Annotated in this window: 8 protein-coding genes; all 8 read right to left on the bottom strand. The window is 62.0% G+C overall.

Annotated features, from left to right (window positions below):
* Positions 1-33 precede the first annotated feature (33 nt).
* The gene (locus ACZ500_RS10225) at positions 34-876 is read right to left on the bottom strand and encodes a hypothetical protein (RefSeq protein ID WP_464232391.1); all 843 of its coding nucleotides are present in this window, start codon (positions 874-876) and stop codon (positions 34-36) included.
* A gap of 659 nt (positions 877-1,535) precedes the next feature.
* Complete coding sequence (locus ACZ500_RS10220; RefSeq protein WP_464232390.1) at positions 1,536-1,664, bottom strand: hypothetical protein; 129 nt, start codon at positions 1,662-1,664, stop codon at positions 1,536-1,538.
* Between the two features lie 152 nt (positions 1,665-1,816).
* Positions 1,817-3,193, bottom strand: a complete 1,377-nt coding sequence (gene mgtE / locus ACZ500_RS10215; protein WP_464232389.1) for a magnesium transporter — start codon at positions 3,191-3,193, stop codon at positions 1,817-1,819.
* Between the two features lie 24 nt (positions 3,194-3,217).
* Entirely contained in the window at positions 3,218-4,255 is a 1,038-nt protein-coding gene (locus ACZ500_RS10210; RefSeq protein ID WP_464232388.1) for a DHH family phosphoesterase, read from the bottom strand.
* 335 nt (positions 4,256-4,590) lie between these two features.
* Positions 4,591-5,385, bottom strand: a complete 795-nt coding sequence (locus ACZ500_RS10205) for a sugar phosphate isomerase/epimerase family protein (protein ID WP_464232387.1) — start codon at positions 5,383-5,385, stop codon at positions 4,591-4,593.
* Positions 5,386-5,526: 141 nt separating this feature from the next.
* Positions 5,527-7,992 carry a CoB-CoM heterodisulfide reductase HdrA2 gene (hdrA2, locus tag ACZ500_RS10200; RefSeq protein WP_464232386.1) on the bottom strand — a complete coding sequence of 822 codons (2,466 nt, stop codon included), beginning with the start codon at positions 7,990-7,992 and terminating at the stop codon, positions 5,527-5,529.
* An 81-nt stretch (positions 7,993-8,073) separates the two neighbouring features.
* A complete protein-coding gene (locus ACZ500_RS10195) occupies positions 8,074-9,699 on the bottom strand; it encodes a hydrogenase iron-sulfur subunit (protein ID WP_464232385.1) in 1,626 nt (541 codons plus the stop codon).
* Positions 9,700-9,739: 40 nt separating this feature from the next.
* Positions 9,740-13,144: an FAD-dependent oxidoreductase gene (locus tag ACZ500_RS10190; protein WP_464232384.1), complete on the bottom strand. Its 3,405-nt coding sequence runs from the start codon at positions 13,142-13,144 to the stop codon at positions 9,740-9,742.
* Positions 13,145-13,147 lie beyond the last annotated feature (3 nt).

The raw sequence follows: 13,147 nt of genomic DNA, 5'->3' as shown, positions 1-13,147 counted from the left end.
CAAAGGCGCTCACCCTTTCGACGGGGTTGAGGCTCAACCTTCCCAAAAAATGAGGGGGCGGTCGAAAAGGGCCTCGATGAACGCAGGATCCCGTCCCTCACGGCGCTCGGTCGGTCTTTCGATTTCCAAGACCCTCACCCCGACCCTGTGCGGCCCCTCTGAAAAGGACTCCTTCCGCATGGTGAGGGTGAGCCCGCGCTCCTCGCAAAGGTCTTCAGCGAGGTTAGGCACCTCGGGGTTCAAGGTGAGAAGGGGCGACTGCGGGGGGACCGCCTTGCCAAAAAGCCCGAGCCAGGCTTCGACCACGGATGCCGTCTGCTCCCGGGTCAGAAAATGGTAGCCCCGGCCTCGGCTCGCTTCGCTGAAAAAAGGATCCGGCGGGGGCGCTTCCTCGAGGACGTCGGCCAGCAGGGGGCCGCGGCCCTCGGCCTCATCGAGAAGCGCCTCGGCTTCCCTGCCGTTCAACTCGACCCGGGTGGACATGTGCAGGATCAGGTGCCACCGGAGCGCAGCCGAACGCGAGGATGAAGCGGTCTCGCTCCCGCTCCGGATCTCCTGGCGGATCAGCCATGGCGGGGGGTTTTCGTCGTTTCGTGCCAGATAGGCCTTGATGAAGCTCTGATACCCCCGATCCGGATGGTCTCCGATCCAGGTTTGGTACTCGGCGAGGACTGCGCTGAAATCCCCCTCCGGCCTGAGTTCTTCGGGTGGGGAAACGTACTTCAGCCGTTTCATGAGGGCCGGATCCCCGATGCGGGGCGGCTCCATGTACCAGGGTATCCCGGCCGTAAGGCTCTCGCAGGCCGTGAGCACGGATTCGAGGTCGGCCTCGGCCAGCAGGCAGTGAGGAAAAAGGACCATATGTTTCGTATCCAAGAGCGTCTCCTATTTGAATGGGGTCGGACCAACCTATCTATCTGCAATTACAGTAATAACATGCCAAAAAGCCGTATTTTCCAGCCTTAGAAAGGGGTTTTCGGGGATAAAATGGCCTTTCCAGGCGATATGTACGACACTCTTGGGTTATCTTGTCAGCCGCTGAAAAGATTCTCCAAGAAATTCTCCGGTTGGTCTTGTTTGAACCGCATCTCCTCGGGGCGATACCTGATTTTGATCCTTTGAGTAATCGAAAGGCTTCGACTACGTTGGTTTTCAAAGGAGTCCCGAATGGCAATCCCCGTTGGTCAAAAAAATTTCTAGCGGAAATAGTTCATTTAAGCAAATAAAATCATAAATGGGGTCGGACCAAGCTATATATTTGAAATTAAATTAATATATAGCCGAGAAGCCGTATTTTTCTGCCTTAGAAGAGGATTTTTAGGGATCAAAATGGCATTCTTAGGCGACTTGAATTGCACTTTCCCACCATCTTGTTACCCTTTGACAAAATCTTGTGGTTGGTCTCGCGTTGACTGCATCTCCATTGCACAATACCAAATTTTGGCTTTTTGAATAAACGAAGTGCTCCAAATGTTTTGGTTTTCGGTAGGTGACAACTATTTTGTGTCCATCCGGAAATGATTTCCCGGTACAACTCAGTTTCCATCCGGAAATGAGGATTTTTTGTCAATATCAAGGAAATCAAGTGTTTGCGCGGAGGCGACCTGTAGGTCGCCGCACAAGCAAACGTGCAGATTGATGCCGAGATTGGCAAAAAAGACCATTTCCGAATTGGAAACTATCTTGACACAGGGTTTTCGCTGAAGTTTTGAATGGCAATCCACTTTGCTTAGAACAGGTCTTTTGTGGCGGAAATGGTCCATTTAAGCCAATAAAATCATGTAAAAAAAGGTATTTTTCTAATTTGTACAGGTGGTTAGTTTGGTCCGACCCCGCTGATCTCGAGATAAAGACTGACGAGGCCCAGGTAGACCAGGAGGCTCAGGATGTCGTTCGAGGTGGTGACGAAGGGGCCGGTGGCCAGCGCCGGGTCGATATTGAATTTTTTCAAGGCGAAGGGTACCGCCGAGCCGATGAATCCGGAGTTCAGGACGATCAGGCAGGCGGCAAGGGCCACGACAGAGCCCAGACGGATATCCGAAAGCCACACGGCGACGATCGAACCGACCAGGGCGCCGCAGATGACCCCGTTGATAAGGGCGACGCGCAGTTCCATGAGCAGCCTTTTGTGAATGGAGACCATGCTGATGTCGCCTGTGGCGAGGCCGCGCACCACCACGGTCGCCGCCTGCGTGCCAGTGTTGCCGCCCATGGCCATGATCACGGGGAAGAAAAAGGAGAGGGCGATGATCTGCTCGAGGGATGTCTCGAACTGGTTGATGACGGCCGCGGCCAGGATGCCTCCAAAGACACCGGCAATGAGCCAGGGGAGTCTTGCCCGGGATATCTTGAGGCTCGATTCCTCAGCGATCTCCTGAGTCATGACGCCGGCCATGCGCGCGATGTCTTCGTCCATCTCCTCCTCGATGACATCGATGATATCGTCATGAGTGATGCGTCCCACCAGCCGGTGATAGTCGTCCACGACCGGGATGCTGACGAGATCGTATTTGGTGACGAGGCGTGCTACCTCCTCCTGGTCGGTCCATGTGTGGACCGAGATGACCTCCGTGTTCATGATGTCGCTGATCTTGCGGTTGGGCGGTTCGATCACGAGGTCTTTCAGGGATACGACCCCTACCAGTCGGTCGAAATCATCCACCACCCACAGAAAATAGAGATTTTCGACCTCTTCCCGGCGTTGGCGGATGGAATCGATGGCATCCTGCACGGTGAGATCGGCCCGGACGGCGATGAATTCGAGTGCCATGATGCCGCCGGCCGTATCTTCCGGATAGGGCAGGAGCTTCGCCAGGTCATCGGAGACGTCGTTTTCGACGGCCTCGATGATGCTTCGGGCCCTGTCTTCGGGGAGGTCCCCCACCAGGTCGGCGGCGTCATCCGAATCGAGTTCCTGAACGATCTCCGAGATGGTCTGGTCATCCAGGTCCCGGAGTAGAAGATCCTGGGCCGGCGACTCCATCTCGATCAGGACCTCGCCGGCGTCCTGGGGTTCGAGGAGGTTGAAGATGAACAGACGCCCCTCGGGCTCGAGGTGCTCGACCAGGTCGGCGGCATCGGCCGGACGCATTTCGTCGATCAGTCTGCGGAGGCTGTCCTCATCCTTGATGCTGATGAGATGTTCGACCCGTTCGATAAGGGTATGGTCGATATGCGCCGTATAAGTCGCCAATGCTTTCCCCCTGCTCCCTCGAGTCTACTTCGAGCCCTTCAGAAGTTTGAGGATGAACCGCTCCACCTGTTTGACCCCCTTGGCCTCCTTGACGATGTGCTCGAGCGGGATTTCGGCTCGGGCTGCCGAGCGATGCCCGCCGGCCGATGCCCCCAGATGGCCGAAAACCCGCTGGGCGGTCTTGCCGGCATCGGCCCGGAAGCCCGCGTTGCGGAGGATGACGATGACCTTGTCCTGGTAGATGCCGGAGGCGAAACTCCAGGTGACTTCGGCAAGGCGCATGAAAAAATCGGCGATGATGACCAGGGTGTCTGGATTGCTGACGGTCCCCATATGGACATAGGCCTTGTTATTGGTGATGATGACCTTGTCCAGGGCCATTTTGTAACTCGAGAGGATCTTTTTGGTCATCTCCGAGGATTCGATCTTCTTGACGATATTCAGATTCGCGAAGGGGTAGAGGTAGCGGAAGGCGTTGAGGTCGTTCGGCAGGGAGTCCCGGATGAAGTTGGCCGTGTCGTTCTTGATGCCGTAAAAGAGGGCGGTAGCGAGCCGCGGTGAAGGTTTGATCTTTGCAGCCCGCAGATATTCCGTCATCATGGTGGCCGTCGCACCGTAGGCTTCGCGGATATCCATAAATCGCGCTTTGCAACCCTCACAGTGCAGATGATGATCGATGATGATGTCGAAATTCCGCGTTCCGAAGGCCTCGTGGTGATGGGGCTGTGAATCGACGATCGCCCATCGGGTGAATTCGGAGACCTTGAGGCGCCGGATGTGCCGCTGATCGATCTTGAGCAGCTTGACCATCGCCAGGTTGTCGGGCCGCTGGATCGCATTGACGTGGAAGACCCGGATCTTGCGCGCCTTCCGCCAGAAAAAACGCTTGAGGGCCATGGCGGCCGACATCGCATCCGGGTCGGCGTTGATCAGGATGGCGAGGCTGTCCTCAGGGTTCACGATTTCCTGGAGGCGTTTCACTTTTTCGACCATTGGAGTGGATTTCGGAAATGGGTGCTCCATCCAGGTCGTTGCAGCGGTGGCGGTTTCACTTTCCGGCATGGTTCGTCTATCTCCTCGATCTCCAGAACGTTGAGGTCTCCAATCCGGAGTTGAAGATGTCTTCTGCAGTCCGTGTCTGCCAGGCCCCATCCTTGCGGGGTGCATTCCCAAGGGGCCTGGATCGGAAGGTTCATACGATCGGGCGGAGGCGGTTTGCGGGACGTCGCACGCGCGACGCTGCGCATGGGCGACGGGATCGGCCGAACGCGAACTGCCCCTTCGGGTCGCACCTGAGCCTTAGACTATCGAGAAAAAGGGTGTTTCCGGATGGAAACCAGTCTAACAGATGCACCGGCCAGATTCAATGTCCGCGGAGTTACGGGGGCGGGTTCCCCTCACCAGGGCCACAGGGCGCTGAGGGCCTCCAGGGCCGGTTCGAGGTCGCCTTCGCGGTGGGGCTCGAGGGTGATCACCGGCGGTGCGGGGAACAGCGCGGACATCTGTTTGAAAAAGGCCGGAAAGTCGATGCTGCCGGCTCCGATCGCGAGATGCTGGTCGGTCCGGCCGTCATTGTCGTGAAGGTGAAGCTGTCTGATAAAAGGGGCCATGACGTCCACCCAGTGTTCGAGGGGGGCACGGCCGAATGCCGCCTGATGCCCGGTATCGAGGCAGAAACCGATCTCGGGGTGATCGATGGCTTCGAAGATGTGTTTCATGTTTTCAGGCGTCCATTCATAGACGTTTTCAAGCACGAGGCGGGTGGATGTCTCTTTCAGCCTGTCGGCCAGAGCCCTCCAGAAGGAGACGCTTCTTTTGAGCCAGCCCCACTTGAAGGGGCCGTAGCGCGTGACATCGTAATTCGTGTGGGCGACGAGCGTCCTCGGCTCGAAGACCGCCACCCACTCGAGGAGTTGCCTGAAACGGCGGCGGGTGACGCTCCGGATCTGCTCGTCCGGTGAGCCGGGTGATAGATCGGTGAAGGGGGCGTGCAGGGTGATCGTGCGGCCGGCTTCGTGCAGCCTTTTTACCAGGGGCAGGCAATCGCCCGGCTGAAAGCGGTCGAGCACGGCGGCATCGAGCCCGACCTCGGGGTTGAGGCCCTGTTCGAGGAAGCGCTCGCCGTAGCCATCGATAAAGAGGCGGAACGGAAGATTGACCTGGACCAGGCGGCGTAGGAGATTTGGAGTCATGTCCTTTCGAATCGCCTCTGCGAGGGCGGAGGAACTGATTGGGGTTTCCTGGCATGTGAGGGAAATCATATCGCTGGCAGACCTTTCAGCAAAAAATCTCAAAAGGGTTATGAGTTGGATATGGGTTGATAACAGACCCGCTTATTGGGGCGGCGGGGACCCGGAAGGGTCTTTGCCGCGCGGCTTGCTGAGGAGTTCGATGGTCGCGCTGATCTCTTCGGTGGTGACGGTTTGCCGCAGCGTTTCCATCCGGCGCATCACCTCGGCGAACCGGATCCCCTCTGCAGCGCTGATCCACTCGAGCTGGAGCCTCTCAGGGCGGATGCCCAGACGGGCCATCTTTTTGTGGACTTTCTCGATCCGTTTCAACGTCCAGTGGTTGGCATCAATATAATGACAATCTCCGATATGACAACCGCTGACGAGGATCACCGGAGCACCGGCTCGAAAACCGCGCCAGACGAAATCCTCGTCCACACGGCCCGAACACATGGTGCGGATCAGCCTGACGTTGGGCGGGTACTGGAGCCGCGAGACCCCGGCATAATCCGCGCCGGCATAAGAGCACCAGTTGCAGGCAAAGACCAGGATCTTGCCGGAGGGTTCGGCCTCGAGCAGGGTGTCGATCTGGGTCGTGATCTGCCGGTCGCTGTAATGGTTCATAGTGATGGCGTCAAAGGGGCATTCCGCAGCGCAGGTGCCGCAGCCGGCGCAGGCCGCCGTATTGACCACGGCCGGGGTCTTCTTTTTTGGGTCCACCGTTATGGCGTTGTAGGGGCAGACCTCTGCACAGCGGCCGCAGGCCTTGCACTGTTCGGCCAGGATGACCGAGGTGATGGGCTCGGTCGTGATCTCACCCCGGTGCATGAGGCGGATCGCCCGCGCGGCTGCAGCCGATGCCTGCGTGACGCTCTCCTTGATGTCTTTGGGCCCCTCGGCGCAGCCTGCGTAAAAGACGCCGCGGGTGGCGGCGTCCACAGGCTGAAGCTTCGGGTGTGCCTCCAGGAAGAAGCCGTCCGGGGTCAGCTGCAGCCCGAGCATTTCCTGAAGGCGCTGGGTACTGGGAGCGGGTTTCACACCCACGGCCAGGACCAGCATGTCGAGTTCGTGGACCTCGAGCCGACTCGTCGCGGTGTTCTCGACCGCCACGTGGAGGCTCCGGTCATCGGTTTCCTCCACGGTCCCGGGGAGCCCGCGGATGTACTGTACGCCCAGGCGCCGGCTGCGCCGGTAGAGGTCTTCGAACCCTTTGCCAAAGGCGCGTATATCGATGTAGAAGACCTTGACCTCCACCTCGGGGTCGTGCTCCTTGATGAGAAGCGTGCTCTTGATCGTGTTCATACAGCAGATGTTGGAGCAGTATTCGGCGCCTTTGTTGAGGGAGCGGGAGCCCACGCACTGGATGAAGCCGATCGTCTTCGGATGCCGCCTGTCCGTGGGTCGGATCAGTTCGCCCCGGGTCGGACCGCCGGCGTTGACGAGCCGCTCGAATTCGAGGCTCGTCAATACGTTTTCAAAGCGGGTGTACCCGTATTCGTCCATCTCCGTGGGGTCGTAGACCTCGAGACCGGTGGCCACGACGATGGCCCCCACACGCTCGACGCGCTCTTCGTCCGACATGCGGAAATCGATGCAGTGCTTGGCGCAGGCCTCCACACACTTGGCGCATACGGCCGGGTTGTGCCCCAGGCATTCGTTGGCATTGATCATGTAAGCCGACGGGACGGCCTGCGGAAAGGGCGAGTAGATCGCCTTGCGGGAGGAGAGCCCGAGGTTGAACTCGTCCGGGCGGACTACCGGGCAGACCTTGGCGCAGTCGCCGCAGGCGGTGCACTCCTTCTCGTCGACGTAGCGGGCCTTTTTCAGGATCTTGACATCGAAGTTCCCGACGGAGCCTTTGACCTCGACGACTTCACTGAGGGTGTGGAGGGTGATCCGGGGATGTCGACCGACATCCGTCATCTTCGGACCGAGGATTCAGATGGAGCAGTCCATGGTCGGGAAGGTCTTGTCGAGCTGCGCCATGGTCCCCCCGACCGAGCCGCGCTTTTCGACCAGGACCACGTCGAAATCGTTGTCGGCCAGGTCGAGTGCCGTCTGGATGCCGGCGATGCCGCCGCCGATGACGAGCGCCCGCTTGGTCAGCGGCAGCGTTTCCTCCGTCAGCGGCTGGAGTTCGCGCACGCGCGCGACGGCCATTTTGACGAGGTCCATCGCCTTTGCGGTAGCCGCCGGCCCATCGCCCATGTGGACCCAGCTGCACTGCTCCCGGAGATTCGCCATCTCGAGCAGGTAGGGGTTGATCCCGATCGATTGAAGCATCTGCCGGAAGGTGGGTTCGTGGAGCCTGGGGGAGCAGGATGCCACCACCAGGCGGTCAAGGCCGTTTTCGAGGATGTCGGTTTTGATCTGTTGCTGCCCGGGCTCCGAGCAGGCGTAGGGGATGTCCTTGGCGAGGACCACACCGTCCCATGCAGCCGCCGTCTCGGCCACCTGCGCGCAGTCCACCGTCTGGGCGATGTTGAGGCCGCAGTGGCAGACGTAGACGCCGATGCGTGGCTCAACTCCGGGCGCTTCCTTCGTTCGTGCTTCCAGGATGTTTTCCATTTTCTGGGCTGTCCTTGTCATGTTTCAGGCATGTGCTGCGTGCATAGTTCCCGGGCCTTGCGTCCGGGGCTCGAAGGCCGCTCATTCCCACTGGATGGTACGGGCCAGAAGCGTCGTCAGATCCACGGTCTCCATCTCCAACGCTTCGCTCAGGAAAGGATCCTGCATCGCGCAGCGGAGATGGATCTGGCACTTCGGACAGGCCGTCACCAGGAGGTCGGTCCCGGTGGCACGGGCCTGTCTCAGGCGATGGACCTGGAGGGCCTTGCTGAAGGCATCGCAGCCTGTCCAGGCGGTGTTGCCGCAGCAGATGGCGCCTCCGCCGCGGTCCTGCATCTCTTCGAACCCGGCCGAGTTCAGACGTCCGATCAGCTTGCGCGGGAGCGGACTCTTTTTCTCGAAGCGGCTCAGGCGGCAGGGATCTTGAAAGGTGAGGCTCCGGTTGAGCCGTTTGAACCCGACCGCTCCCTTGTCGATTTCACGCTCCAGGAAATCCATCAGCAGGGTGATCCTGAAGGGCGTCTCGATGTCGTTGGCGGGGTAATCATGGGCCAAAGTCCGATACCCTTCCGGGCAGCCGACGATGACCTCCTCCGCCCCGGAGGCGCGGATGGCCTCGACATTGAGGCGGGCGAGCCTCAGGAAGTTTTCCTGATCCCCGCCCCAGTACAGGTCGTGTCCGCAGCACCTTTCCGCGTCCAGAAGGGCGGGGCGGATGTCGAAAAAATTCAGAAGCCGCAGGCTGTCCACGAGGATGTCGCGGGTCGTAACCCCCAGGTGGGTGCGGAAAAAGATGTCGAAGTAGGGTGCGCACCCTCCGAAGAAGAGGATCTTGCACTGCGGATCGGTCTGGATATCGTCCGGAAGCCAGTCCCAGTGCCGGATCGGGAGGTCCTGGTTCGTCATGGTGCGGCTCAGGGATTGAAAGAAGCCGCCGTGGGCCTCGTGCCCTCCGAGGCCGTGTGCCAGGAGGATGCGGCGGACCTCCCGGACGAAGCCGGGAAAGTTCACGGCCGACGGGCAGCGGTCCGAGCAGAGCCCGCAAGTCAGGCAGGACCAGATGTCGCGGTGGACGTCCTCGTCCGCCCATCGCCCCGCGATCAGCGCGTTCGCTGTGGCGCGCGGCGAAAAGGTCTTTCCGGCCAGGGTCAGGGGGCAGGCCGAGGAGCATTTCCCGCAGTCCTGACAGGCGTAGACGTCGTATTCCCGGAGGACTCGGTTCAGGAGCGGGCTGGGGTCGCCCTGCACCGCCGGCAGGGCCTTCGGTTTGACGGGGCTTTTCCCGATGGCCTGGATGTCGTCCGAAAACTGCTGGAGAAACCGGATCAACCCATCGGAGTCGTCTGGCAGAAAAAGCCCCAGGCGGAGCCGGGTGGCCCCGAGGCCGAGGAGATCCAGAATGTCGCGGGTGTCACGGACATTGGCCCGGGCGGCGCTCGTCCCGCTGCCGTATCGGCAGGTGCCCTCATGGCATCCGACAAGGGCGACCCCGTCGGCGCCCATCTCGAAGGGTTTGAAAAGGAGCGCCTTGGTGATCCGCCCTGTACAGGGGATCCTCACCATCCTGACGCCTTCGGGGATCGGGGCGCAGTCGTCCTGCAGGCGCTGGAAGGCGGCGTGGGGCCCCCAGCTGCACAGGAAAAGGATGATGTTACGGGGTGAATCCGGCATGTGAGCGGGCGTCTCCTGCTGCGGTTTTCCGTTCATCGAAACTCGCTTTCCCGGCCGTTGGCGGGCATTCGCCGCTCTAAACCGAGGTTGTTTTTTCCTGTGTCAGCACCTCCTCCAGCAGTTGGACGAGGTAGCCGTGATCGCGATAGGGGCTGTCGGCGGCCTGGGAGGGGCAGACCGATATGCACAAGCCGCAACCCTTGCACAGGGCCTCATCGACGACGGCATGACGGCCGCCTGCCCGGTTCGCTTCGAAATGGATGGCCTGGTGCGGACACACGTCGAGGCAGCGTCCGCATCCGCGGCAATAATCCTTGTTGACCATGACGGTGTATCCGCGGCTGGCCCGGGGGCCGCGGGGCATGACGGCTGCGGCGAGCAGGGCGGCTGCCGCCCCCTTTTTCCGCTCGGAGACGTGGATATCCGGCGGGTTGGCCAGGAAGAGGCCTGAGACGGACGTCGCTCCGGGATAGAGAAAGGGGAGGTCCACCCCGGTTTCGCCCTGCATGGAGGATTGGACGATGCGGTGGGGGAGCCCCTCCTGGGGGACATAAGGGATCATGCGGCGCGACTTCTCGCCGAGGATGACGGCCCCGACCTGAAGGGTCTGCTCAAAGCCGTCGGTGGTCACGAAGAGCTGAAAGTTCCCGAGGCTCCCGGTCAAACCGGTCACGCGGGAGCCCTTGAACCAGTGAATGTTCGGGTGGACGGCCCGGTCCGAGAGCGGGCTTTCCATGCTCCCGAACATGAAGACCTCCAGGCCTGAATCGGCCAGGATCCGGGCGCTCTGAAAGGCCGCCTCGGACTCGCCCACGACGGCAGTCGCGAAGTTGTAATGCCTGGCGGGCGCCGGGAGGGCTTTGAGCCGTGCCGCCCGGTGGATGGATCGGTCAAGGAGGCCCCGAAAGCGCTCGAGGGCGGACTCGGGATCGTTCTGCTTCAGGAACCGCAGGGCCTCGCCGCGCAGGTTGCAGGTCTCGACCATCGAACGGCTGATCCCCGTCCCGTCGAAGAGGGCCTGTTTGAGGCGGCTGCGTTGATCCGTGCAGGCGCTGCAGACGAAGTTGAGCGGGCAGCAGACGCACGAGGCGAGGACGACCCGCGTGATCCCCTTTTCACGGATGGTGTGGACGATCTCCGCGCTGCCCTCCGGGATGCAGGCCGAAGCGGTCACCGTGCTGTAGACGACGTTTTCGCGCTCTCGGAGTTCGAGGACGTACCGGTCCATTTCCGGGAGCCACCCGAGGCTCCCGTTGCAGCGGCAGACGAAGACCCCGATGCGGATGTCGCGCGCGAGTTCCGGGTCGGGAGGCGAGAAGCTCAGTCCCCGCCCTCTGAGGGAGCGGGCTGAACCGCTCAGCAGGATAACGGTCTGGGCGGCGGCATCGAAGCCCCGGGTCATCATGTCGAAGACGTTCGGACGCGCCGACTTCGGGCCGTAAGCCCGGATGACGTCCAGGCCCTTGACATCGGGCGCCATGTCGGGGTCGGCGATGATCACCGCGCCGGCCTGTTCGACCCGGTCCTCGGCAGTCTGGTCGTGCCGGATTGCGTCGATCCCCCGGCACGCCTCCGTGCAGAGGAGGCACTCCGAACAAAGACCGCACTGGAGGCACCGGCCGGCCTCGGAGGCCACCTGTTCGACCGTAAGGCCCAGCGCCACCTCCTCGAAATTCGTGCTGCGGGCGGCCGGCTGCCTCTCCGGCATGGTGGGCCTGGCAAGCGAAGGGATCTCGGCGGGGATGGGCCGGTAGTCCCGGTCCGCTGGGCGCTCCGTCCTGTGCGGGACGGGGTCCCCGCCGCCCAGATCGAGGTGAAGGGTTCTCGCGGCCGTTTTGCCGGCGGCCATAGCGGACACGACCGATCCGGGGCTGGAGACGGCATCTCCGGCGGCATACACGCGGGCGATCGATGTGCGGCCGGAGGGGTCTGCGGTGATCAGACCGGCGGGCGTCGTCTCGACGAAGGCGGGGGCGCCGACACCTTGGCTGACCGTCGCTTGGAGGGCGGGGAAGGCCCCTTTCTGTCCGATGGCGACGAAGGCCCTGTCGAACGGGAGGAGGACCGGTTCCGAACCCGGGACGATGACCGGCCACGGGATGCCCTCCGGGTCCGGTTTCCCTGGTTCGGTGGGACGGCAGTGGAGCACGCGCAGCCGCCCGTCGCTGCCTTCGAATGCCGTTACCTGGAGGCGGTCCATGATGCGGACGCCCTCCTCGACGGCTGCATCGACCTCGCGCGGGTCGGCCGGGATGAGTTCTTTCGGGAACCAGGAGAGCAAGACGACCTCGGCACCCATCCGGCGGAGCACCCTCGCCAGATCGAAGGCCGCATTGCCGTCGCCCACGACGGCTGTCCGTTCATCGAGGGCCGTGATCCCGCCCCGGTAGATCCTCTCGAGAAATGCAAGGCAGCCTTCGACCCCCTCGAGGTCTTCCCCCGGCACGCCGAGGCTCCGGTCCTTCCAGGACCCCGTGGCGAGGATGACACCGTCGAAGGCCGCGCGGAGGCCATCGAGGTCGCGCTCGATCACCACGGCGTGGTCGGTTTCGATGACGACGCCCATCCGGTGGATATATTCCAGTTCATGATCGAGGATGGCGCGCGGCAGGCGATGGGGGCCGATCCCATAGCGGAGAAGCCCGCCGGCCTCCGGTTCGCGTTCGAATACGGTTACGGCGTAGTTCAGGCGGGCGGCCTCGGCGGCCGCGGCCAAACCGGCTGGTCCGGAGCCGATTACGGCGAGCTTTCCGCGGCTCCCGTCGCTCCGGTGAGGCGCGGGGGCGTCGCTTTGCGCGATTTCGTAGTCGGCGAGGAAGCGCTTGATATCGCGGATGGCGATGGATTCGTCCAATTCGCCCCGGCGGCAGGCCGCCTCGCAGGGGTGGGTGCACACCCGGCCGCAGATCCCCGGGAGCACGTTTTCATCACGCACGATCTGGAGCGCCTCCGCATAACGGCCTGCCGCCGCGAGGGCGATATAGGCCTGGGCGTTGACACCGAGCGGGCAATGGCCCTGGCAGGGCGGCGTCCGGCGTTTCTCGAGGAGGATGCGCCCCGGGAGCATGTTCCGGCCGGTGAATTGGATCGGCCTCGCGCCGTCCGGGGCGATGACCGGGCAGACATCGGCGCAGCGGCCGCAGAGGGTGCAGCGCTCCGGGTCGATATACGTCGCGTCGAGGCGCAGATGGGCCTTGAACCCTTGGGGCGTGTGTTTGATGGAGACCACTTCGGCGGGGAGGAGGCATTGGATCGCCGGATTCCTGAGAATGCGGAGGAGCCCCGGCCGGTGGGCGAAGTTCAGTGGCACGCCGCAGGGCAGGCGCCAATGCTCGGAGGAAAGCTTGTGGTCCAGGTCCGCAGCCTGGTCCACCAGCGTGACCGGCACCCCCATTTCAGCCAGCTTGTTGGTCGCCAGGATGCCGGCCGGGGTGGCCCCGATCACGATGACTTTATAAAGGCGTTCTTTGCTTCTGGTCATGAG

The sequence above is a fragment of the Desulfatiglans parachlorophenolica genome (genome assembly GCF_055394735.1).
The sequence above is the reverse complement of the archived record's forward strand: the minus strand, read 5'-3'. Positions and strand labels throughout refer to the sequence as shown.